General features: G+C 41.2%; 23 protein-coding genes. 15 read left to right on the forward strand and 8 right to left on the reverse strand.

Annotated features, from left to right (window positions below; translation table 11 throughout):
* Nucleotides 1–200 precede the first annotated feature (200 nt).
* Nucleotides 201–809 (forward strand): tetratricopeptide repeat protein, encoded by a 609-nt coding sequence (locus AAEZ00_RS18055; protein WP_351089337.1) that lies wholly within the window; start codon nt 201–203, stop codon nt 807–809.
* Nucleotides 810–1,580: 771 nt separating this feature from the next.
* Here the strand turns inward: AAEZ00_RS18055 and AAEZ00_RS18060 are convergent.
* From AAEZ00_RS18060 to hemE, 4 genes are all read right to left on the reverse strand, one after another.
* Nucleotides 1,581–2,183, reverse strand: coding sequence for a class I SAM-dependent methyltransferase (locus tag AAEZ00_RS18060; RefSeq protein ID WP_124014338.1), 603 nt, complete (start codon nt 2,181–2,183; stop codon nt 1,581–1,583).
* Nucleotides 2,184–2,431: 248 nt separating this feature from the next.
* Nucleotides 2,432–2,620, reverse strand: a complete 189-nt coding sequence (locus tag AAEZ00_RS18065) for a YgaP family membrane protein (protein ID WP_124014337.1) — start codon at nt 2,618–2,620, stop codon at nt 2,432–2,434.
* 212 nt (nt 2,621–2,832) lie between these two features.
* Nucleotides 2,833–4,425 carry an oleate hydratase gene (locus AAEZ00_RS18070; RefSeq protein WP_124014336.1) on the reverse strand — a complete coding sequence of 531 codons (1,593 nt, stop codon included), beginning with the start codon at nt 4,423–4,425 and terminating at the stop codon, nt 2,833–2,835.
* A gap of 526 nt (nt 4,426–4,951) precedes the next feature.
* Nucleotides 4,952–6,016 carry a uroporphyrinogen decarboxylase gene (gene hemE / locus AAEZ00_RS18075; protein WP_124014066.1) on the reverse strand — a complete coding sequence of 355 codons (1,065 nt, stop codon included), beginning with the start codon at nt 6,014–6,016 and terminating at the stop codon, nt 4,952–4,954.
* Nucleotides 6,017–6,477: 461 nt separating this feature from the next.
* On the opposite strand from hemE, the gene rsd reads away from it, so the two are divergent.
* On the forward strand, nt 6,478–6,945 hold the full coding sequence (rsd, locus tag AAEZ00_RS18080) for a sigma D regulator (RefSeq protein WP_101032951.1): 468 nt from the start codon (nt 6,478–6,480) through the stop codon (nt 6,943–6,945).
* A gap of 70 nt (nt 6,946–7,015) precedes the next feature.
* Here the strand turns inward: rsd and AAEZ00_RS18085 are convergent, their stop codons facing one another.
* The 3 genes from AAEZ00_RS18085 to AAEZ00_RS18095 all read right to left on the reverse strand — a co-directional run bounded on the left by AAEZ00_RS18085 (nt 7,016) and on the right by AAEZ00_RS18095 (nt 9,216).
* Nucleotides 7,016–8,065 carry an MJ1255/VC2487 family glycosyltransferase gene (locus AAEZ00_RS18085; protein WP_124014065.1) on the reverse strand — a complete coding sequence of 350 codons (1,050 nt, stop codon included), beginning with the start codon at nt 8,063–8,065 and terminating at the stop codon, nt 7,016–7,018.
* An 85-nt stretch (nt 8,066–8,150) separates the two neighbouring features.
* Nucleotides 8,151–8,666 carry a phosphatase PAP2 family protein gene (locus AAEZ00_RS18090; RefSeq protein ID WP_101032953.1) on the reverse strand — a complete coding sequence of 172 codons (516 nt, stop codon included), beginning with the start codon at nt 8,664–8,666 and terminating at the stop codon, nt 8,151–8,153.
* 301 nt (nt 8,667–8,967) lie between these two features.
* The gene (locus AAEZ00_RS18095; RefSeq protein ID WP_101032954.1) at nt 8,968–9,216 is read right to left on the reverse strand and encodes a YgjV family protein; all 249 of its coding nucleotides are present in this window, start codon (nt 9,214–9,216) and stop codon (nt 8,968–8,970) included.
* Between the two features lie 386 nt (nt 9,217–9,602).
* On the opposite strand from AAEZ00_RS18095, the gene rraA reads away from it, so the two are divergent.
* The 13 genes from rraA to AAEZ00_RS18160 all read left to right on the forward strand — a co-directional run bounded on the left by rraA (nt 9,603) and on the right by AAEZ00_RS18160 (nt 21,348).
* Nucleotides 9,603–10,088, forward strand: coding sequence for a ribonuclease E activity regulator RraA (gene rraA / locus AAEZ00_RS18100; RefSeq protein ID WP_101032955.1), 486 nt, complete (start codon nt 9,603–9,605; stop codon nt 10,086–10,088).
* A gap of 98 nt (nt 10,089–10,186) precedes the next feature.
* Nucleotides 10,187–11,215, forward strand: coding sequence for a formimidoylglutamase (locus AAEZ00_RS18105; RefSeq protein ID WP_351078289.1), 1,029 nt, complete (start codon nt 10,187–10,189; stop codon nt 11,213–11,215).
* Nucleotides 11,216–11,471: 256 nt separating this feature from the next.
* Nucleotides 11,472–12,227: a bifunctional demethylmenaquinone methyltransferase/2-methoxy-6-polyprenyl-1,4-benzoquinol methylase UbiE gene (ubiE, locus tag AAEZ00_RS18110; protein ID WP_101032957.1), complete on the forward strand. Its 756-nt coding sequence runs from the start codon at nt 11,472–11,474 to the stop codon at nt 12,225–12,227.
* On the forward strand, nt 12,227–12,847 hold the full coding sequence (locus tag AAEZ00_RS18115; protein WP_101032958.1) for a ubiquinone biosynthesis accessory factor UbiJ: 621 nt from the start codon (nt 12,227–12,229) through the stop codon (nt 12,845–12,847). Before ubiE ends, AAEZ00_RS18115 begins: the two co-directional genes overlap by 1 nt.
* Nucleotides 12,844–14,493: a ubiquinone biosynthesis regulatory protein kinase UbiB gene (gene ubiB, locus AAEZ00_RS18120; RefSeq protein WP_124014062.1), complete on the forward strand. Its 1,650-nt coding sequence runs from the start codon at nt 12,844–12,846 to the stop codon at nt 14,491–14,493. The genes AAEZ00_RS18115 and ubiB overlap by 4 nt, the downstream gene beginning before the upstream one ends.
* A gap of 110 nt (nt 14,494–14,603) precedes the next feature.
* On the forward strand, nt 14,604–14,879 hold the full coding sequence (gene tatA / locus AAEZ00_RS18125; RefSeq protein WP_101032960.1) for a twin-arginine translocase TatA/TatE family subunit: 276 nt from the start codon (nt 14,604–14,606) through the stop codon (nt 14,877–14,879).
* A gap of 6 nt (nt 14,880–14,885) precedes the next feature.
* Nucleotides 14,886–15,299 carry a Sec-independent protein translocase protein TatB gene (gene tatB / locus AAEZ00_RS18130; RefSeq protein ID WP_124014061.1) on the forward strand — a complete coding sequence of 138 codons (414 nt, stop codon included), beginning with the start codon at nt 14,886–14,888 and terminating at the stop codon, nt 15,297–15,299.
* A 3-nt stretch (nt 15,300–15,302) separates the two neighbouring features.
* On the forward strand, nt 15,303–16,061 hold the full coding sequence (tatC, locus tag AAEZ00_RS18135; RefSeq protein WP_101032962.1) for a twin-arginine translocase subunit TatC: 759 nt from the start codon (nt 15,303–15,305) through the stop codon (nt 16,059–16,061).
* A gap of 51 nt (nt 16,062–16,112) precedes the next feature.
* On the forward strand, nt 16,113–16,646 hold the full coding sequence (locus AAEZ00_RS18140; protein WP_101032963.1) for a hypothetical protein: 534 nt from the start codon (nt 16,113–16,115) through the stop codon (nt 16,644–16,646).
* A gap of 18 nt (nt 16,647–16,664) precedes the next feature.
* A complete protein-coding gene (locus AAEZ00_RS18145) occupies nt 16,665–17,483 on the forward strand; it encodes a TatD family hydrolase (protein WP_124014060.1) in 819 nt (272 codons plus the stop codon).
* Nucleotides 17,480–19,405, forward strand: coding sequence for a sensor domain-containing diguanylate cyclase (locus tag AAEZ00_RS18150; RefSeq protein WP_101032965.1), 1,926 nt, complete (start codon nt 17,480–17,482; stop codon nt 19,403–19,405). The genes AAEZ00_RS18145 and AAEZ00_RS18150 overlap by 4 nt, the downstream gene beginning before the upstream one ends.
* Before the next feature lie 14 nt (nt 19,406–19,419).
* The gene (gene hemB, locus AAEZ00_RS18155; protein ID WP_101032966.1) at nt 19,420–20,430 is read left to right on the forward strand and encodes a porphobilinogen synthase; all 1,011 of its coding nucleotides are present in this window, start codon (nt 19,420–19,422) and stop codon (nt 20,428–20,430) included.
* A 366-nt stretch (nt 20,431–20,796) separates the two neighbouring features.
* Entirely contained in the window at nt 20,797–21,348 is a 552-nt protein-coding gene (locus AAEZ00_RS18160; RefSeq protein WP_101032967.1) for a thioredoxin family protein, read from the forward strand.
* 81 nt (nt 21,349–21,429) lie between these two features.
* On the opposite strand, the gene AAEZ00_RS18165 is transcribed toward AAEZ00_RS18160, so the two are convergent.
* A complete protein-coding gene (locus AAEZ00_RS18165; RefSeq protein ID WP_351089343.1) occupies nt 21,430–22,371 on the reverse strand; it encodes a Ppx/GppA phosphatase family protein in 942 nt (313 codons plus the stop codon).
* Between the last annotated feature and the right edge of the window lies 1 nt (nt 22,372).

The raw sequence follows: 22,372 nt of genomic DNA on the forward strand, positions 1-22,372 counted from the left end.
AGCCGTATGCAGTGAAAGTTGCACGTACGGTTCTTAGGAGGGCGGCACTTGGTAACAGGTGTCGCCTATCCGACCTTTCAATGTTAGGGCCGATTACCCACTCAGTTCAGTAGAACTTCATTTGGCTTACTTTTCCCCATATCATTAATGTGTTTTAATATCTGGTGTTGGGGGAAGAATAAACTGAAGAGGGCTCTATAATGCATCCAGAGTATGATGAACTGTCTTTATGGGATGATGCAATACGTCTGGTGAGTGAAAATAAATACGACCAAGCTATTTATCTATATAAAAGTATGGCTAAAAATGGAATTGATGAGGCGTTGGTTGAAATAGGGCGGCTGTATGAAATGCCATCAACAGCGACTATTGAACAAGACTTTTCAAAAGCGGCTACATTTTATAAAAAAGCGATTGATTTAAGTGATGACATGTATGCTTATACAGCTCTTGGAAGGCTTTACTTTTTCGGGGTTGGTGTGGATCAAGACTACATAAAATCAAAACAGTTGTATTTGAAAGCTGCGAATATGGACGGACTAGTAGCCACATTGATGTTAGCTCGTATTTATCGTTACGGGCATGGTGTTCAACCTAATTTAACTAAAGCAAAAGAGCTCTATCAGAAATCAATTAGGCTTGGAAGCTATGTAGCCCTAAAGGAGAGTGGTGGGTTGGATATTTCTTGTGGTGAGGTTGTAAAAGGAATAGCAAAAGTAATAAAGGGGACTTGGAATATTTTCTTAAGGGTGCGAAAAGACATATCTAATTATGGAGTTATTGTTAGTGAATGTGTAAAAAACCAATAGAGAAAACTTATCAGGACAGGTATGACCAATCGAATTTAGGTCGAGTTTAATGTTGTTAACTTATTCACTCCTAAATTAGGCCCAATCATTGGGGCTTTTTGTTGCGCTGAAGAAGGCAATTTAACCAGCAGAGTCTGCCGTGTTCACCAGTAGAAGGTATCAGTTGTGAACAGTAGCCTGTGCAATTGTGAAGTGGAGCTGTGAATTTTACCACTTACTCAGAAGTTTTCAGTACAAAACCTTATCTGAAAAAATATAAATTGATTAATCGTTCTAACAAGGTTTTGTCCATAAATGAGTTAGATGTCTTGATTAAAAATGCCTAAATGCAACTCTGAACTTGAGAACGTTGAAGAAAATAGCGTGAAGCTCACATGGATGTGAGCTTAGCTTTCGCGGTACAGGATGTACCATCGAAAGCGTTAGCATTTTCGAGTAAGGCCGAGGCAGGTTTTATACGCGGTTAAAGGCTAGAACAATTTCCGTTGCTACCTTTTCGCTTCTCAGAAAATGTTGCCGGAACGGCAGGGGTGATCCAAGAGGGGATTGCTGTTGATCCCCTTTTGGCCCGTGCAGGGCGGAGCCTTGCGATCTTAATTCAAACGAAGTTTGACAATCTGGTTTGGGTGAAGCGCCACGACGTTAGTGGCCGCAGGCCATATTTGTAAAAGGATGCATATAAGCAACATAGTTTACACATCAATCCATTCAGGCCGTTTACAGTTAGTAATGATTACTGAACAACACTTACCTACACAACACCGAAAAACCTTAAACCGTTTTATATCCAACGATTTGGACAACAGCACTATCACCTTGATGATACTTTCCTTCGGAAATATGCCTTTCTATTTCATGACCAATAACAAACTCTAACCCTTTCAATTCAGTTTCTAACTCTTGCAGCGACATAAATAATGCTTTGTTAGACGGTGGCGGCCCGCCAATGCCAGTCATATGAATATGACGTTCAGTAAATGCTTCTAAAATAAACACCCCATCATGTTTCAAAGCACTAACAGCTTGTCGATGGAGATCTTTACGTAATAAAGGGGGAACATGCGCAGATATTGATACTATGCCATCCCAAACGTTTTCACCTAAATCATAATGACTCAAATCTGCTACAACAGTTGAAATTTCTACACCACATTCAGCAGCGAGGCTTTCCGCCTTTTTAAGGCCCACAGATGACTGATCGACAGCGGTAACTTTGTATCCTTGTTTAGCCAAAAATACAGCATTACGCCCTTCACCTTCCGCCAAACAAAGGACTCGACCGCCCTTTGGTATTCGAAAAAACTCAGACTTTAAGAAATCATTAGGCTCGATTCCATATACAAAGCCTGCTTCGTTATATCTTTGATCCCACATCAAGACTCCTAATGCTTTAACTGGTTAACAAAATTGCTAAATGTCTAATAATTAACTTACTGTCCATACATGCATTAAAAAATTCGCATCAATACTTAATTAATAAACTTCACTCCCAACAATGTCTAAGTACTTAATAATAAAAAGGAAAATATAATGGATAATATTGGATATCGATAAATAAATATGGGGACGCGAACCCTAATATTCCAGCGACACGTCCCTCAGTAATCCTTAGCTAAACCAGATTACTTCTTAGTTTGACAACTTGATATACCAAAAGGCACGTAAGCAGGACACCATCCAATTGCGGCGGTAAGGAGTGGAATAACCCCCACGGCGCCCCACCAAGACTGATAGTAAACGCCAACTGCAATAATACATGCTCCGAGTATTACCCTAATGATTTTATCTGTTTTACCTATATTACATTTCATATCAACCTCCATTTCACAGTTCATGATTGTTACTAAAAATAATCCACGTAATTAACTGCCTTATTTCAACAACTCAGTTTCAATAATTCCTTGTTAATAATTCTTTACTGATAAGCCTTTACTAATATTTTTATTGATAAACCCTTGTTAATAATAAAGATTCATACTGCAACGTTAACCATGCCATCCATTTATCTCGATAACGGATTTAATCATCGACTAATGGCTTTAAGTGCCTCAAGTAAATATTTAGGGTTGTGGGTCGACTCGTACATTGGATGCACTTCCATGACGGTATCAAACAAGCCATAAACTGCCATTTGAGCAGTTCTGACAGAATATTCAACGGTAAAAACACAATCTTTAGGGGCTTCTGCAAATTGGCCTAAAAAGGCAAAGTTTGTAGCCCCTTTGGGTATCACATCTGGTCTGTCACCCACATTTCTCGGCATAAACAAACTATCGACAAACGGCATAGCAACAGGGATACAATTTACCTTTCTGGCGTTTGTTACTGGCTTCATCAACTCTTGAATATTCAAATGATAATAAAGCTCTTCTAACATTTCTGCGCCAGTACACTCCGCCATTGTTTTATTAATATAATTGCCTTTTCTATCAGGATAGAGCCCATAGCCCCAAAATATCTTCACATCATCAGGTTGATTTGGAAAGTGAGGCTGGCGTGCTATTACAATTGACATCAGCCAGTTAGAATCAGTCATGGTAACCAGTCCACCGGTTCCATCTACATTACCCGAGAAGTTCTCCATGTAATCGAGAAAGGTGCTGTCTTTCATTGTTGCCGTAAATGAGTACCATTTTTGCAAATCAATGTTGTCGCAAAATGGGCTTGGATTACCAAAAGATGGATCTTTTTTGGCTATTTTTTTCCACAACATCCAAGAACCAGACTCTTCCAAGCCCTTCAATTTTGCGGGAGCATCCCAGCTGCCATTATCGGTACTTTCTGTTATTGACCCATTGGTGAAAAACACAAAATCATTTTCTCCAAGAACAATTTGAGTATTGTCTTTAAAATGAAGCAACGTAGCCGTTTTTTTGTCTGCAGATAAGTCGAAATCAATATCTACGACCTCTTTGCCCATTTCAAATTTGATCCCTTTTGCTTCGAGGTATGTTTTCATCGGCCTAACCACTGAGTCATATTGGTTATATTTAGTCCGCATTACCCCACCCAAACGTGGCAAGCCATCCACAAGGTGCATGAAGCGTTTCATATAACGCCTCATTTCAGCAAGACTGCTCCATTTTTGGAATGCAAACATGGAAGACCAGATAAACCAAAATGTAGTATCGAAGAAGCTTTGATCAAACCAATCTTCTATTCGTTTATCTCCTAAGGAGTTTTCTGAAACATAGGTTAGCTTGATAAAATCCATTTGTTGCTCAAAGGACAATCCATATGATGACACATCCAATTTTTTGCCTTGTTTTAATAAACGGGCTTGTCCATTTGACACAAACCGTTGATTAAACTCATACGACTCATCTCTTACTGAAACATTTGGGTCTTCCAGCGAAGGGATATACGAAAGCAGTTCCCAATAGCACTCATAATGCATTTCGTGCATTCTGCCACCACGAACGACATATCCGCGTTCAGGATCGCCAGCACCATCTGTAGCGCCACCAGCAATGGAGTCTTTTTCTAAAATATGAATATTCTCGCCAGCAATACCAGCATCTTTTTCTAGGTATACTGCACTCGCGAGTCCCGCTATTCCACTACCAATAATGTACACTTTTGCATCTTTTTGGTTTTGCCAATTGTGCTCGTTCATGTCTTTACCCCTTTCGAATATTTCTTTGAAAACAGCCTCTATATTCACGTTAAGTAATTTTTAGTGGTGGGACATTGCGGGATATCAGAGTCAATTTAAGTCGTTGGTAGGCAGCGATTTAAGCTACACGTATCAAATATACCAACAGCACTTCAAATCCTGCTATCAACTATCAGCGATTCTCTGGTTAATAAACATAATGTTTCCCTACTTAGTTAACTTTATGCCCTTATGATTAAAAAAACAGCAAAAATATTCGCTTCGAGCAATAAAAGTTCACCCTAGGTTGAACCGTGGATATAAGGCAATAGAAAGCTACGATATCAACTAGGTAGAAGATGAATGAACAGAGGAAGGACAGCGAATAATATTCGATTTTGAATGATATCTAAGTGCGTACGGTGGAACGTTACCATTTAATATACCCTCCGATCTTGCTCAATACCCAAAACACATTAGCGACGGCAAAAATCAGAAACAAAAAAGCGGATCCGAAGATCCGCTTTTGTTAGCCAATACCACTGAATTACTTGTGGTATTTACCAGACAACTCATGCACAGAATTGATAAATGCACCGGCATGATCTGGATCGACATGCTGGTGAATACCATGGCCTAAGTTAAATACATGGCCATTACCTTCGCCGTAGCTGGCTAGAATTTGGTCCACTTCTTGGTGAATACGTTCAGGTGTGGCATATAACATCGATGGATCCATGTTGCCTTGTAGTGCCACTTTATGGCCAACACGACGACGGGCATCACCAATATCAACAGTCCAATCTAAACCTAATGCATCACAACCTGTTTCAGCCATAGACTCTAACCATAATCCGCCACCTTTAGTAAATAAGGTAACAGGTACTTTACGGCCGTCAGCAAAGCGAGTTAAGCCATCAATGATTTTTTGCATGTAACGCAATGAGAACTCGCGATAAGCATGGTGAGATAATGCGCCACCCCAAGAATCGAAAATCATTAACGATTGTGCACCGTTTGCAACTTGCGCATTAAGGTATAACACCACTGAGTCTGCCAACTTGTCTAATAACATGTGCAATGCAGCGGGCTCGGCATAGGCCATACGCTTAATTTTTTCGAATGTTTTGCTTGAACCGCCTTCAACCATGTAAGTGGCCAGTGTCCAAGGCGATCCCGAAAAACCAATTAACGGCACTGAGCCATTTAGTTCGCGACGAATAGTGCTTACGGCACGCATCACGTAGCCTAATTCATCTTCAGGATCAGGAATACATAACTTTTTAATCGCATCTATGGTGTCAGTCGGACGCTCAAAACGTGGACCTTCACCGGCTTCAAAATACAAACCTAGGCCCATAGCATCTGGCACAGTCAGGATATCTGAGAATAAAATCGCAGCATCTAAATCATAACGACGTAATGGTTGTAAAGTGACTTCGCAAGCCAATTCAGCATTACGGCATAAAGACATAAAGTCACCTGCTTGAGCACGAACTTCTTTATACTCAGGTAAATAACGTCCCGCTTGACGCATCATCCATACTGGAGTGACATCAACAGGTTGCTTCAGTAACGCACGTAAATAACGATCATTCTTTAATTCTGCCATGTGGGCTTTCTTCCTAGACTGTTATGATTTCTATGATTTCTGCTGGGCGCTAGTTTAGCACTTACCTGATTAATGTAACCACCCATGCAGAATTTATGTGAGCTATTCCTAAATCTAGTGTCGATTTTATTAACATAACCGCCTTATCCGCTCACAAAACACACAATACTGATGTGTAAATCGCAATTTATAGGATTAAAAGTTGCGCCAAGGAATGGGGTTTGGTATAAAAAGTATGCGCTAGCAAGAACAATCAAGAAGCACGACAAATCGAGCCTTTGAAAACTTAGTTACCCCGTGATGGCATGCCTATCATGGGGTTTTTTATTATCCACGTTATGCCGTTTCTTTTTTCATCCTAAAGGGTCGGTCCACTGCAAATATAAATAAAACAGTTGATCATAATACACGTTGTCCAATACATTAGTGGTTACATAAAGACTGCCAATTAGAGAGAAGACATGCTAACAAAACTAGAAAAAGCAGAAAGACGCTGGGGCGGTGCTCATAATTTAATCGATCAATGGATAAGTAATCGCCGCAAATTATTGATCCAATATTTTATTGTTGCAGGATTAGCACCCTATTCTCGCAGCGAAAAATCACTTCCAAAAATGGATCAAGTGAAACAGTTTTGTGCCCAATTAGTTGATTATGTTTCTGAAGGCCACTTTGAGGTATACAACAACGTTGTTAAAGCTTGTGAAAGGTTTGGTGAGTCGAGCATAGAAACAGCCAATGGCTTATTACCGCGCATTAGTGAAAGCACAGATACTGCGTTGGATTTTTATGATAAATATACCGATGCATCTGACGAACAAGTGCTGTATCAGCTCGACAACGATTTATCTCATTTAGCACAAGCCATGGAGTCGCGTTTCGAATTAGAAGATGAGCTTCTAGAACTCCTTTACCAACGTCTTCCTTAATTGAGGCAGCCCATTAAAAGTGCGATTTGTTACGCACTTTTTAATGCGGATCCCTTGATTACACCTAAGGTTATTGCCGTTTATGCCAGTTTTCAGGCAGCTCAACTTGTGACCATAAATGTTGACATAAATCTTGCGGCTGATGCCAATCGCCCATTTTTAACCAGGCCACCAATGCATCGCCCACCTGTGGATACGCAATCGGCTTAGGTGATGGGCTTTTTAACCAACGCTTAAGCACGGTTGGATCTAAAGTTTGCATACTCTCTGCCACCGCAAGTAATTGTAACGCAGCAAGGTTAGCCGATTGTTCAAATTGCCCCAGTAAAGGTTTCACCAATAATTTTTTACCTAAGGTCATCGCCTCACTGGCTAACTCAAAGCCAGCATTGCCGATCACCCCACCACATTGGGCCATGTGTTGTTTAAAACCCTCACGATCAAAGCCATGCCAATGAATATGCTCGGCTAATTCTTGCAAAGGTTGCATGCTGTGGTAAACAAAAAAGTGATATTGATCAAATGGAGCTAAAAATGCCGCAATACGATCGGCATCTTCAAACGGTAAATACACTAAAATTTGATGGCTATGATCACCACCATTGGGCGACACCTCAACAAAAGGAGGTAAAATAGGAAAACCAAAGTGATGCCAATGACAACCTAAAGCAATATCGACAGGCGCAAAATGATTCAGTAAAAACTCGTTAAACCAATTGTTACCCTGTTTAGGCACAGGATATTGTAATGCAGCCTGATGACTAATGGCTATCGAAGGCACATGTTGTTGTTTCGCAGCCCAGGCGCTCACGGGTTCAAAATCATTTAACACTAAATCGTAACCCGTTAAATCTAAGTGCTTAATCTCAGAAAAAATGGCCGTCGTTAAATTGCATCTGGCAGTTTTCATTGTATTAACGCGACCATTTTCGGTCACGAATGTCATGCCATTACGGGTCTGATAATCGCCAAAACATTGCATATCAAAGTAATATTGCGGTGTACGGCCTGAAAATAGAAAATCGACATCGATATTATGTTGCTTAAGCGCTTTAGACATCACGCGCGCGCGGCTGATATGACCATTCCCGGTGCCTTGAACTCCATACAAAATTTTCATTTCGGCTTACAATCCTCAACGGCTGAATTATCAAGATGGAAACATGCTGCACTCATTACTGCATGAGCGATGAAAACATGAGTTATCAAAACATGAGTTGCTCAACAAGTAATACGGATCCCATACCCAGCCCTGCGCCAGCAATAATATCCAAAGGATAATGTACCCCTAGGGCGATTCGCGATGAGCCGACAAAACAAGCCCAAGCAAACGCTATTGGTGCTAAGGCAGGAAACACCAGCTCCACCACGCTAGCCAATACAAAGGCACCAGCAGTGTGCCCTGAAGGTAAGCTAAATTTATCCGACGGCTCAAAACCTGACTCAAAGCCCACTAAAGCGTGACAAGGACGATGACGCCGAATACTGTTTTTTAGCAGTAAATACAACGGAAACTCAACCACAAAACTGCCCAACACTAAATTAAAGAAGTACTGACCGTTAGGATGAAAAAACAATAGCGCAACAGATAAGTAAACATAATAGTGGCCATCACCTGTTGCAGATACGCGCTTAGCGGCCTGATTTAGGCCGTTATCTCGGCTAAATTGCACGATCCAATAAAACCAATATTTATCTAACTGGCTGATATTCATCTTCATGCTTAACTCCATGCCAAACGTCAGGAATATCAATTACTCTATCTTTACCCGGTCATAATTGCCCGACTAACGTTATTATTTTGTTAACAGTTTAGATAATAGACAGGGATAATGAACACGAGGTGACAGTTAGTCTAAAGTTTTATGACAGCTAAGTGAGTCGAGAAGTGATGATATAAACCAAGTGTATTGCGAAGACGCGGATGGGTGATATAAAAAATGCCCCCTCTTATTCATATTAAGAGGAGACATAAACAGCATTTGTTTATCGTAAACGATACAGAAACACTTTCTGTGCCATTTATGCAGTTTGCGACTTTGCGCTTTTATTACGATAAATCTTAATTAAGTGAAAAATGTTAATACATGCTACAAAAGCATTCATGCCCGCAACTGGCCAAGCTTCGATTGCATATCCGTAGGCGACAAAAAAAGAACAACCGACAAAATTTAACCATCTGAGTAAAACGATGTCTTTCATCATTAGTGAAATGGCCACCATAACGGATGCAGCATAACCTAAGATTTCAATAATATTGATATTTTCCATAAGAACCTCTATTTCAGGCCCTCTGCCTTCCGTAAGCGTAACGAGGATTCCGTGCCCCTAAAGCTAGCATTATTTTGTAAACTTACATTAATTAATTTATCAATATGCTAACAAACTGGCGAGCATAAATGTAATTAAAAAACGTATTATGATGACTTATATCAACATATATCGGCTAATCTGTTCAATTTGAAAGAAAATTACTTCCAAATCTGATCCCCGTTCTCTATTTAGGTCAATGTGTCATCTGCGCATAAGTAACACCATAAGTTGATTTATAACAATCCAGTGATTAATAAGACTTTTATTTTCATAAAAAGCTCATATAATTCATTTAACTTTGCTTTACCCAGCAATTTACCTTTGCTGTCTTACAGGAGTGAAATATGGAATACAACACCTCAGAACTCTGCGACACGTATATAGATGTAGTCGATGTCGTCGAACCAATGTTCAGTAACTATGGTGGTTGCAGCTCCTTCGGTGGCTCAATCAGTACGATTAAGTGTTTTGAAGACAATGGCCTTATTGCTGATGCTCTACAAGATGACGGTGAAGGTAAAGTATTATTAGTTGATGGTGGTGGCTCATTACGACGCGCGCTCCTTGACGCTAGAATTGCTGAAATAGCGGTTGCCAATAACTGGGAAGGTATTCTCATTTACGGTTCAGTGCGTGATGTTGACGCCCTTGAAGAACTTGATATTGGTATTCAAGCGCTTGCTTCGATCCCTGTCGGTGCTGAAAGTAACGGTGTGGGTGAAATCGAAATTCCAGTTAATTTTGGTGGAGTGACCTTCTTACCTGGTGACCATATTTACGCTGATAATACCGGTGTTATTCTATCTCCAGAACCATTAGATATTGAATAACAACGTCATAGCCAACTTCGCTTTGTAAAAGCTGGCAGACTATTTCTTTAAAAACCAGCTATGCTGGTTTTTTTATGGCTGTAATTTGGAGAACAATCATGTTTAGCGCATTTACTCAACAGCACTGCGATACATTATTAAACTTACGCCCTAATGAAACAAAAATAGGCCAACAGGTTTATCTGGCATCCGCAGAACTGTCATTAGGGCAAAATGCGCTCGATGCTAAGTCTTCTGGCGCACAGTTTGCCATTATTGCCATTGCAGAAGATGTAGGACCACGGGCCAATCTAGGCCGAGGTGGAGCAGATGATGCCTTTGTCACCAGCATGAAGCAGTTGCTTAATTTACAGTCCAATCGATTTCTTAATGGCAACGAATGTGCCATTTTGGGCCAAATCAGTCTCGACACGCCATTGCCTGCAACAGCGACTATCGAACAATTACGTCAAGCAACAGCGCAATTAGATAGCATCGTCATTGCTGCGATCAGTCAAATCATGCAAGCAGGGTTAGAACCCATCGTCATTGGCGGCGGGCATAATAACGCTTACGGTTTATTAATGGCCACAAAAGCCACCACAGGGTTACCTGTCGCAGCGGTCAATCTGGATCCGCACAGTGACTTTAGACCACGAGAAGGTCGCCACAGCGGTAATGGATTTAGTTATGCAGCCGCCAATGGCGCCCTCGATCATTATCATATTCTCGGATTACATGAATTAAAAAACAGCGAAGTCACCCTTGAACAACTAAGTCTTTTTGGCGCCACATGGCATAGCTTTCAACAAATTTGGGTTCGTCGTGAACTGCCGCTCGAGACGGTATTAAAGCAAATAGCGATATCGTTAAATCAAACACAACTGCCAGTGGCACTAGAACTCGATGTCGATGTCATCACCAATATGCCCAGCAGCGCGGCCACATTTGCCGGTATTCCACTACTCGATGCATGCCATTATGTGCATTATATTGCTAGGCATTGTCCATGCTATTACGCTCATTTTGCAGAAACCGCCCCAGCATGCCATCACGCGGGGGTAGAAGCGGGTTATCGTGATGCAGGTCAAGCTCTTAGTGAGCTAATTTATGCTTATATTCAGGGAAGATTAACTTGTTTGAATTAGGATCTGTGGACGCTATTCATTAAATGCTAATTATATGCTCTAATGCAGGGCAATTTTTTAGCCTTAACTGCTGATGTATACTGGGGCTAATCGACACGAAGATCATTGCTGCGTTCAAGTTGATGTGAAATGTACATCGGGTGTAAAGTGAGACCGCTAATTGATAGTTGTCACACTATCACACTAGAGCATTTCAGCAATCATTAGCAATGGCATACACTTACTATTAATTATCGCTCATTATAGGAATATACCGATGTCTGAAGGCGAACCAAAAAATACTCATTTTGGATATAAAACTGTCGAAGCCGATAAAAAAGCAGAGTTAGTCGCTGACGTGTTTCATTCCGTCGCGGCAAAATACGACATTATGAATGACGTGATGTCTTTTGGTATTCACCGTTTTTGGAAACGTCACACCATTGAAGTCGCTGCTGCTCGACCAGGTATGAAAGTACTTGATTTAGCCGGTGGAACGGGTGACCTTACTGCTAAGTTTTCCCATTTAGTAGGCGATCGAGGTCAAGTCGTTCTTGCCGATATTAATGATTCTATGCTCAAAGTCGGTCGAACCAAATTACGTGACAAAGGCATCGTCAACAACGTCAGTTATGTGCAAGCAAATGCTGAAGCATTACCGTTTCCAGATAACCATTTTGATATTATTACTATCGCTTTTGGTTTACGTAATGTAACCGATAAAGATGCCGCATTACGCTCCATGCAACGAGTATTAAAGCCTGGCGGAAAACTATTAGTGCTTGAATTCTCTACGCCTAAACATGAATTAATGCGTAAAGTTTATGACATGTATAGCTTTAAGGTATTGCCAAAAATGGGCGCTCTAATCACTAAAGATGCCGACAGCTACGAATACCTTGCCGAATCCATCCGTATGCACCCTGATCAAGAAACACTTAAACAAATGATGATAGATGCTGGGTTTGAACAAGTTGACTACACCAATATGACAGACGGTGTTGTCGCATTACATAGAGGTTATAAGTTTTAATGATGCCTAATCACTTTGCTTTGTTAACTTGTGCAGCCATTGAAACCGCTTTTAACCAGCTGCCAGCACAGGCTAAAAATGACTATGCTCGCCAGAAATCATTGCACGGCAAAGTTTTTTGTATCCAGTTGAGCCAGCTAGATTGGCCGCTTTATTTAGTATTTGCTAAGCAAATTCAAGTCCTCAACCATTATGAAGGTGACGTAGCCGTGACGGTGCGGGCTGATGTATCCACCTTATATCAGCTCACTGAAGGCGCTAACTTAACTGAGCTCATCAAACAAGATAAACTCAGTTTAGAAGGTGATATTCAATTACTTCAATCGTTAAGCCACTATTTACAGAACATTCATATTGATTTTGCCGAACCATTATCACGCTACATAGGTGATGCTCCGACCCATAGAATTGTCACTAGCGCCAAACAATTTAGCCATGATATAAAGCAGGTTATACAAAAAACACGGTCGCACATCAGCCAGTTAACAACCGAAGAATATCGTCTGGCACCGCATAAAATTGAATGGCTGCATTTTCGTGATAATCTGGATGAACTGGTAAGCCAAACCGAACGTATCGAAGCAAAGATAGCCAAATTAAGAGATCAAATCATTCAATGACAACTGCAAGTATCAGGCGTGGTTACCATGTCATTAAGACCATTCTGCATTTTGGCTTAGATGATTTAATTCCTCGACACAAAAAGCCATGGTATTTCTCAATGCTGCGCAACGGTTTATTTTGGATCCGTAATAAACATAAAAATAAATCACCTGCCGAACGCTTAAAGCTGGCGATGCAAGATTTAGGTCCGGTATACATCAAACTAGGGCAAATGCTGTCGACTCGCCGTGATTTGCTTGACGACGAATGGGCTTACCAATTGGCCATGTTGCAAGACCGAGTGCCACCATTTGATTCAGCGTTAGCACGTCAAGCCATCGAAGCGGAGCTTGGAGCACCAATCAGCACTTATTTTGATGATTTTGACGACACACCATTGGCGTCAGCCTCTATTTCACAAGTCCATACCGCGACGTTAAAATCCAACGGCAAAGACGTAGTGCTTAAAGTCTTACGTCCAAATGTTGAGCAGCAAATTCTAGCTGACTTACAGTTAATGATCCAAACAGCTAACATACTGGAGACATTACTAGGTGATGGTAATCGCTTACGTCCTGCTGAAGTGATTGAAGATTACCGCACCACCATTTTAGGCGAGCTTAATCTTAAACTCGAAGCTCTTAACGCCATAAAACTGCGCAATAATTTCATTGATTCAAACTCCTTATACGTGCCTTTTGTTTACGAAGAACATAGCTACAAACGATTAATGGTCATGGAACGTATTTACGGTATTCCTGTCTCTGACACAGAAGCGCTACGCGCCCAAGGCACCAACTTTAAACTGCTAGCCGAGCGCGGTGTTGAATTGTTTTTCACTCAAGTGTTTCGGGATAATTTTTTCCATGCCGATATGCACCCTGGTAATATATTTATCAGCCGCGAACATCCTGACGACCCATTTTATATTGGTCTAGATTGCGGCATTATGGGCACCTTAACCGAGGTTGATAAACGCTACCTTGCGGAAAACTTTTTAGCCTTTTTTAATCGCGATTATCACCGTATTGCCCAGTTGTATATTGAATCCGGATGGGTCTCTGAACACACAGACATCATCGCCTTCGAACAAGCTGTTAAAGTGGTATGCGAACCTATGTTCAACAAGCCACTAGATGAAATATCATTTGGCCATGTATTGCTGGAACTTTTTAAAACCGCGCGCCACTTTGACATTGTAGTGCAACCACAACTGGTGTTGCTGGAAAAAACCTTACTTTATATTGAAGGCTTAGGCCGTCAGTTATATCCACAATTAGATTTATGGCAAACCGCAAAACCGTTCCTCGAAAACTGGATGTCTGAACAGGTTGGTCCTAAAGCTCTGTTCAACAAAGTAAAATCAAATGCACCGTTTTGGGCGGACAAACTCCCCGAGTTTCCTGAATTGATTTACGACAACTTAAAGTTAGGTCGTAAATTACTCGGAACTCAGCAACAAATGCTAGATAAATACCTGAAATACCAGCATAAATCACACAAAAGCAACTACCTGTTAATCACGTCCGCAGTTTTGTTGATCTGCGGCACAATATTATTTACTCAAAACGCTACACTGTGGCTAGCATACACCTGCATTGCTTCTGGCTGCCTATTTTGGGCGATAGGATGGCGATCTATGCCAAAGAATCGTAAATTTTAGCTAGCACTATATAATTAGAGGTTCATAATACTTAAAGAATTGGGTGGTATTGTGAACCTTGAAATAACTTTTATACAAAAACTATTTTTTATTTAAAGAGGATAATCTTCATGGGCGGCATCAGTATTTGGCAGCTTCTAATTGTAGCGTTAATTGTCATTTTATTATTTGGTACTAAGAAATTGCGTTCTTTGGGCGGTGATTTAGGTGGAGCAGTAAAAGGCTTTAAAAACGCCATGACTCCAGAAGATGAAAATAAATCATTAGACGATGATAAGAAATCATTAGAAGATGAAAATAAATCATTAGAAGGCAATGATCAGACTGCAGCGACTTCGCAACAGGCTGCAGAAAAGCAACCTGAATCTAAAGATAAACAGGCGTAATTTATTATGTTTGACGGTATCGGCTTTATGGAGCTGCTGCTGATCGGTATTTTGGGGCTAGTAGTACTTGGCCCCGAAAGACTTCCGGTTGCAGTACGTTCAATAACAGGTTGGATCCGCGCGCTTAAGCGCATGGCTAACTCTGTCAAAGATGAACTTGAACAAGAGCTTAAAATTGATCAGTTACATGCTGATTTAAAAAAAGCTGAAAGCAAAGGTTTAGCCAATTTGTCTCCCGAGTTACAAGAGTCAATTGATCAGTTGAAGAAAGCCGCTGAGTCTGTGAATCGACCGTACAAAGTTGAAGACACATCCCCTGTGGCGCCAAAATCATCACCTGACAAGTCTCCTTCTGTCGCAGAAGCTAAGTCATCCGAAATGACCAGCGAAAGCAGTTCAACTCCTAAATCTAACGGGTAATTCATGTCGCAACAGAAACCGCTTATTAGCCATTTGCTTGAATTACGCAACAAATTGCTCAAAGCCATTGGCAGTGTGTTAATCGTCTTTATTACTATGGTTTATTGGGCTAATGATATTTATCACTATATCGCCCTACCATTGATGCGATCTCTACCTGAAACGGGCAGTATGATTGCAACTGATGTTGCAGCTCCCTTTTTTGCACCGTTCAAGCTAACACTCGTGTTGGCATTCTTCATTGCAATTCCCTATGTACTTTACCAAGTGTGGTCTTTTGTTGCACCTGGGTTATACAAACATGAAAAACGTTTGGTTTTTCCCTTATTAGCCAGCAGTACCCTGCTGTTTTATCTTGGAATTGCCTTCGCATACTATATTGTTTTCCCTGTTGTTTTTGGGTTTTTTACCAGCGTAGTCCCTGACGGTGTTGAAGTCGCTACTGATATCAGCAGTTATTTAAGTTTTATTCTAAAACTGTTTTTTGCTTTTGGTTTAGCCTTTGAAATCCCCGTAGCCGTGGTTTTACTCTGCTGGGCGGGTGTCACCACACCAGATGAGTTACGCCAGAAACGTCCGTATATTGTTGTAGGAGCTTTTGTTGTTGGCATGATACTGACGCCACCCGATATCATCTCGCAAACTATGCTAGCAATACCAATGTTGTTATTGTTTGAAGGTGGCCTAATAGCCGCACGTTTTTACAGCAAAAAAGAAGACGAGCAAGAAGACGAGCAAGAAAATGAAAAAGCTGATGATTAAGCGATAAAGGAAGCCTCTACGGGCTAAGAAGCAAATAATAAGGAAGAATAAATGCGTTTAAGTTTAATTGTTGCTGGGATCATATTGATGTCGGCTAATGCATATGCCAATACTAATCTTGGTCAGCAATTGTCTAACTGTGCCGCTAAAACGGACAAGCTCGAGCGGCTAATTTGTTATGACGAGTTAGCCGCTAATGCTAAACCTAGCGCTCATATAATGACGACGACAAATACAACTAAGGTTGCTCCATCAGAGGTACCAAAACCGCCAGCTACACCTAATGTTGTAGCACCATTAGTTGCAAGCCCTCAAGTACTCAGTGTTGATGATTTTGGCTTAAAAACGAAAGTGGTAGAAGATGAAGTCGATAAAGTTTATTTTGAAGTATCTGCAGTTAAAAAAGCGCCATATGGCGAATTAATCATCACCTTTACTAATGGTCAAGTTTGGAAACAAAGTAGTCCTGAGCGTTATAAAGTCGATAAAGGTCAACGCATCTTTATTGAAACCGGTGCCTTGAATTCATTTCTACTAGGCACTGATGATCGTAATGCGACGACCCGAGTTAGACGATTAAAGTAACTACAGCACTTTGATCTCATGACTCAATACATCGATATTGCAGTTAATCTGCTTAGTGACAGACTTAAGCACGACATTGACACTATTATCAATGACGCGGCGAAACACCATGTTTCGCCGTTAATTGTTATTGGCAGCGATCTCGATGAAAGTGCCGAAGCAATAACCACCTGCCAACAATATCCACAACAGCTCTACTGCACCACAGGTATTCATCCACACCATGCATCGTCTTGGAACGAACACAGCAAAACGCGTTTAACACAACTCGCTCGGCAAGACACTGTGGTTGCTATTGGTGAATGTGGGCTTGATTATAATCGCGATTTTTCACCGCGTCCGGCCCAAAGAAAAGTATTTGCAGCGCAATTAGAGCTGGCTTGTGAACTCAATATGCCAGTGCTGATGCATTGTCGTGAAGCACATGCGGACTTCATTGCCATTGTAAATGAGTACAGAGCTCTACTCCCTAATGCCTTATTACACTGTTTTACTGGCAGTAAAGATGAGTTAATCGAATGCTTAGCGGCTGATTTGCATATCGGTATTACAGGGTGGGTTTGCGATGAGCGCCGAGGACAAGAACTAGCACGACTAGTACCATTGATCCCCGACCACCGTATAATGGTAGAGACAGATAGTCCCTATTTACTACCGCGCAGTATGCGACCAAAACCTAAATCGAGTAAAAACTTACCTCAATACTTACCTTATATTGTTGAGTATATGGCAAATTTACGCCAGCAATCGCCTACATCATTAGCGCAAGCATGCTATAAAAATAGTCGTGATTTTTTCCAATTACCCGCAAATAAACACCTGAGCAGCCATTTATGAACACCATAATAGCTGAGGTTTTGCGCAAACTTAATCGATATAAGCCAAGGGTATTAATTGGGATGTGTTTAATCTTGATTAGCCACAGCAATTGGGCTGATACATTAACCACTATGCCACTGAGGCTCACGTCGGATTCGATTAGCAAAATTGAACTGCAAGACTGGGTTTACGCCAACAAAAGTGATGATATTGAAACGTTAGCCAGATTATTACAACAACCTGGAAATACCTGGCAAAAACTCAACCCTAAACAACCATACAAGATAGGCATTGAAAATTATTGGCTGAGTTTTAGTATATTTAACCCCAATGACCATTTGTCACGCATTATTGCTTTAGACAACCCTTTGCTCGACAGTATCAAAATATACCATATGATTGATGGTGATCTCGTCAGCACAGAAATAATGGGTGACACACTTGCGTTTAAACACCGTCCATTACAAAGTAATATTTTTTTATATCCTGTCCAGTTTAAGCCAGGTGAAACCCACACTTTTTACATCAAAATAGACAGTAAAGGCAGTATTAGGCTACCTCTGGTATTGTGGTCATCCAATGACCTGACTCAAATTACTGAAACTAAAAACTTATTTAATGGCATGCAAATAGGATTATTACTCGCTATTTGTCTGTTCAGTTTATTTATCGCACTTGCATCTACATCATATAGTTACAGTTATTACAGCGGTTATGTACTGGGGTTAACATTATTGACGGCGTCTCTGTATGGCGTCTCCTTTCGGTATTTGTGGCCTCAATGGCCCTTTATGCAACAATATATTTTTATCATTGTGATCCCACTTACACTGGGATGTTCATTGATGTTTACTGAAAAAGTATTGCAGCTCAAATATCATAATTTAAAAATGCTATACCTTTGTCGTATCATGGCTGTACTTTGTTTCAGTTTAACGGTCATTATGCCGTTTATTAATTACAGCTCTGCGTTATACATATTGGCTTTTGTGGTGTTAACTATCTGTACCATTTTAATGGCTTTCTCATTAATTCAAGCCTTTGGTGGCCAACGAAATGCACCTTTATATGCCATAGGTCGTATGGGATTAATGATTGGTTGCATTATTACCGGATTAATTTATATCGGCTTATTCACCCCCGATATGTCGCCACAAACGCCCATCATGATAGGACTCACCTTTGAAGTGCTCACCATGGCTGCAGTGCTCGCCTTGCGCTACAATGACGAACGTAAGGCCAAATTTAAAATCCAACAACAGGCATTAGCACAAGCTCAACGACTTCGTGAAACTCGCGAAGAAGCCCTGCGAAGTGAAGCCGAAAATAATGAAAAACTTGAGCAGATGGTACAAGAGCGCACCTTGGAATTAGAGATGACCTTACGTGAGCTCAATGAGGCCAACCAAAAGTTGACGGAACAAAATACCATTGATGGCCTGACAGGTGTAAAAAACCGCAGTGCTTTTGACCGACGCTTAATCGCCGAAGGTCGTATTAGTCGTCGTCAGCAGTCACCAATGTCCTTGTTAATGATTGATATCGATAAATTTAAGGATATTAATGATCAATATGGTCATCTTACCGGTGACTTCACAATACAAGCGATTGCGAATACACTGAGTGAATATTTAAAGCGTCCAACGGATCTCGTATCACGTTTTGGCGGTGAAGAGTTTGCTATTATTTTACCTTGCACTGATAAAGAAGGCGCCTTACTCGTTGCAGAGAAAATTCGCCGTTCCATTAGCGAACTCGCCGTTGTCCATAATGGGCACACGATATCAATGACGGTCAGTATTGGTGTGAGCGAGGCGATTATAGACAGTGATCAACATCCATTATTATTACTAGAACAAGCAGATAAAGCCCTGTACCAAGCTAAACGCAGCGGCCGAAATAAAGTCTGCTCTTACCAGCTCGAAACAGACCAGATCTAAACCAGGAGTCGAAAGTGAATATTATTACCAGTGCCTTCCCACAGCGCAGAATGCGCCGCATGCGTAAACATGAATTTAGCCGTCGTTTAATGTCTGAAAATACCTTAACGGTTAACGATCTTATTTATCCGATGTTTGTCTTAGAAGGTTTTCAACGCTCAGAAAAAATCGCCTCAATGCCAGGTATTGAGCGTTTCTCGGTTGATTTATTGATAAAAGAAGCCGCCGAACTTGTTGAACTAGGCATTCCGCTTATCGCACTATTTCCCGTTACACCTGTCGATAAGAAAAGCTTACTTGCTGAAGAGTCTTATAATCCCGATGGCTTGGTACAGCGTGCTGTACGCGAATTAAAGCAAGCATTCCCGCAGCTTGGTATCATGACTGATGTAGCCTTAGATCCATATACCACTCACGGCCAAGACGGTATCATCGATGATACTGGCTATATCCTAAATGACATCACCACTGAGGTTTTAGTTAAACAGGCCCTATCACATGCTGCTGCGGGTGCAGATATTGTCGCGCCATCAGACATGATGGACGGTCGTATTGGTGCAATTCGCCAAGCCCTTGAAGAAAATGGCTTTGTTAATACCCAGATTATGGCTTACTCGGCTAAATATTCATCAAACTATTATGGTCCTTTCCGTGATGCAGTCGGCTCAACTAGCAATTTAAAAGGCGGCAATAAACACAGCTACCAAATGGATCCCGCTAATAGCGACGAAGCATTGCATGAAGTCGCATTAGACATCCAAGAAGGAGCTGACATGGTGATGGTTAAGCCTGGTATGCCTTATTTAGACATAGTACACCGGGTCAAAACAGAATTAGCCGTACCCACATTTGCTTATCAAGTCAGCGGTGAATACGCCATGCACATGGCCGCTATTCAAAACGGTTGGTTAGCCGAAAAAGCCATCGTGATGGAATCATTACTTTGCTTTAAACGCGCTGGGGCAGACGGTATTCTGACCTACTTTGCTAAACGTGCAGCACAGTGGCTGAAAGAGCAAAAGTAATTCAACCGTTTAAGTTCTGCTAAAGCCAATCTCTATCGGATTGGCTTTTTCATCTTGTACCACTATCGGCTCATTAACGTGATCTAGTTTGCATCATCAAACATGTCCCCTTAACACTCAGGTTTAAGCATGCTTGAATACTTAACCTCAAATTGGGTTACGGGGTGGAGTAAGCAAGCTAAAATCACAATATTTGACCTATTTCATATCAAACTTGTCATTCGTTTTGCTAACAAGGCAAAATGACCCGACAACAGGTCAATGGATTGCGCAAAAGAGATGCAAATAGCTGTTTTAAAAGTATTTATTACTCCATACTGAGTATACCTTACAGTACAGTCTTCACTTCTTAAATGAGACATTATCATGAACAATAGCGTTAGAACTTTATTGGCAACAACCGCACTCTTTTTCAGTACTCAAATGTTACCTATGGTCGTATCTGCAAATGCAGGTTGCGCGTTTGAAAAAGATCAACAAGGCTTTATTGCCACATGCAGCGAGGAGAAACAAGAAGTGATTTTAACCGGCGTGATCCAATCACAAACGATAGCGAGTGAATTGCCAGGCTATGCTGAAGGCTTTGCTAACTATCAAGTTGATGCAAGTGCAATTGATGTACTTAAGGCAATCAAAGAACCGACAAAAATTGTGGTTATCATTGGCACTTGGTGTCCTGATTGCCATCGAGAAACACCGCACTTTATGCGAATTATTGAAACCGTAGCCAATCCCAACATTGAAGTTGAATACATTGGCGTCGATCGCAATAAGCAGGATCCTGAAGGGCTTGCGGCAAAATATGCATTCAGCCGAATTCCAACCTTTATTGTGCATCAACAAGGCAAAGAAATGGGCCGTATTGTTGAACGACCTACGGTCAGTTTAGAAGCCGATTTAGTCAAAATATTACAGTAATGGTTAATCGTTTAAGCATAAAAAAGGTCGCATAAGTGCGACCTTTTTTTATTCAATTACGGCCATTATATTATCTTGCATTCAACCTCTGGCTGATGCAGCAATACGATCGGCTAGCAGTTGCAACACGCCTTCGCGAAGTGCACCACCAGCAAGATGTAAGCGACTAATCGATAAACTTTCAAACAACGCAATTAATATCGCCACTCCCGCGGAAAAAGTGGGCGCTTGTTCGGCATTTAAGCCTTTAATCCCTCGAAGTCTGGCATCCGATTGCGATAATACTTCATCTCGAAAAGCATACAAAACATCTAGAGTCATCACCTCGGAGAGCTGTCGATGCTGTAACACCGACACCACTGACTGAACGGCTCCAGAAGCCCCCACAACACTTTGCCAACCTAAGTCGAGCAATTGAGGACGATGTGGTGCCAACATGGTATTAACGTAATCTATAGCCTGTTCAAAGTCGCTGATGTTAACTGGCACTTGACTAAAAAATCGTTGATTAAATAGCACGCAGCCCATTGGCAAACTGGTTTTAAACAGCACCTGGCTCCCATCACCGATAATAAACTCGGTACTCGCGCCGCCAATATCAATAACTAAACGGCGTCCCTTACCTTTAGTCGTGGCAACCATACCTTGATAAATAAGCTCAGCTTCTCGCAACCCCGAAATGACCTCAATTTGATGCTGAAAAATAGGCATCGCTCTTTGGTGAAATTCATCGACATTACGGATAACCCGCAAGGTAGCTGTAGCAAATACAGCCACATTATCACTATTAATATGATGTTGCGCCAGCATGTCAGCAAACATAGCCAAACACGCTAAGCCACGCTGCATAGCATGCTCAGACAAAATGCCATCATCACCAATACCTTCGGCAAGGCGAACTTTACGTTTATATTTAGCGATAACAATCGGTTTATTACCTACCGAATTAGCCACCAACATATTAAAACTGTTAGAGCCTAGCGTTATCGCCGCATAGGGTTGAGATACAGTTAGCAATGGCATT

The organism is Shewanella sp. S1-49-MNA-CIBAN-0167 (genome assembly GCF_040310145.1).
In the GTDB taxonomy this organism is placed as follows: domain Bacteria; phylum Pseudomonadota; class Gammaproteobacteria; order Enterobacterales; family Shewanellaceae; genus Shewanella; species Shewanella psychromarinicola.

Bases quoted from the DNA above. Each gene is read 5' to 3' on its own strand.
- AAEZ00_RS18115 (WP_101032958.1), top strand. From the start codon at position 12,227: ATGATGCCTAATCACTTTGCTTTGTTAACTTGTGCAGCCATTGAAACC.
- AAEZ00_RS18150 (WP_101032965.1), top strand. From the start codon at position 17,480: ATGAACACCATAATAGCTGAGGTTTTGCGCAAACTTAATCGATATAAG.
- ubiB (WP_124014062.1), top strand. From the start codon at position 12,844: ATGACAACTGCAAGTATCAGGCGTGGTTACCATGTCATTAAGACCATT.
- AAEZ00_RS18065 (WP_124014337.1), bottom strand. From the start codon at position 2,620: ATGAAATGTAATATAGGTAAAACAGATAAAATCATTAGGGTAATACTC.
- AAEZ00_RS18060 (WP_124014338.1), bottom strand. From the start codon at position 2,183: ATGTGGGATCAAAGATATAACGAAGCAGGCTTTGTATATGGAATCGAG.
- AAEZ00_RS18070 (WP_124014336.1), bottom strand. From the start codon at position 4,425: ATGAACGAGCACAATTGGCAAAACCAAAAAGATGCAAAAGTGTACATT.
- AAEZ00_RS18165 (WP_351089343.1), bottom strand. From the start codon at position 22,371: ATGCCATTGCTAACTGTATCTCAACCCTATGCGGCGATAACGCTAGGC.
- rsd (WP_101032951.1), top strand. From the start codon at position 6,478: ATGCTAACAAAACTAGAAAAAGCAGAAAGACGCTGGGGCGGTGCTCAT.
- tatC (WP_101032962.1), top strand. From the start codon at position 15,303: ATGTCGCAACAGAAACCGCTTATTAGCCATTTGCTTGAATTACGCAAC.
- hemE (WP_124014066.1), bottom strand. From the start codon at position 6,016: ATGGCAGAATTAAAGAATGATCGTTATTTACGTGCGTTACTGAAGCAA.
- AAEZ00_RS18085 (WP_124014065.1), bottom strand. From the start codon at position 8,065: ATGAAAATTTTGTATGGAGTTCAAGGCACCGGGAATGGTCATATCAGC.
- AAEZ00_RS18145 (WP_124014060.1), top strand. From the start codon at position 16,665: ATGACTCAATACATCGATATTGCAGTTAATCTGCTTAGTGACAGACTT.
- AAEZ00_RS18140 (WP_101032963.1), top strand. From the start codon at position 16,113: ATGCGTTTAAGTTTAATTGTTGCTGGGATCATATTGATGTCGGCTAAT.
- AAEZ00_RS18105 (WP_351078289.1), top strand. From the start codon at position 10,187: ATGTTTAGCGCATTTACTCAACAGCACTGCGATACATTATTAAACTTA.
- AAEZ00_RS18160 (WP_101032967.1), top strand. From the start codon at position 20,797: ATGAACAATAGCGTTAGAACTTTATTGGCAACAACCGCACTCTTTTTC.
- AAEZ00_RS18095 (WP_101032954.1), bottom strand. From the start codon at position 9,216: ATGGAAAATATCAATATTATTGAAATCTTAGGTTATGCTGCATCCGTT.
- rraA (WP_101032955.1), top strand. From the start codon at position 9,603: ATGGAATACAACACCTCAGAACTCTGCGACACGTATATAGATGTAGTC.
- tatB (WP_124014061.1), top strand. From the start codon at position 14,886: ATGTTTGACGGTATCGGCTTTATGGAGCTGCTGCTGATCGGTATTTTG.
- AAEZ00_RS18090 (WP_101032953.1), bottom strand. From the start codon at position 8,666: ATGAAGATGAATATCAGCCAGTTAGATAAATATTGGTTTTATTGGATC.
- AAEZ00_RS18055 (WP_351089337.1), top strand. From the start codon at position 201: ATGCATCCAGAGTATGATGAACTGTCTTTATGGGATGATGCAATACGT.
- tatA (WP_101032960.1), top strand. From the start codon at position 14,604: ATGGGCGGCATCAGTATTTGGCAGCTTCTAATTGTAGCGTTAATTGTC.
- ubiE (WP_101032957.1), top strand. From the start codon at position 11,472: ATGTCTGAAGGCGAACCAAAAAATACTCATTTTGGATATAAAACTGTC.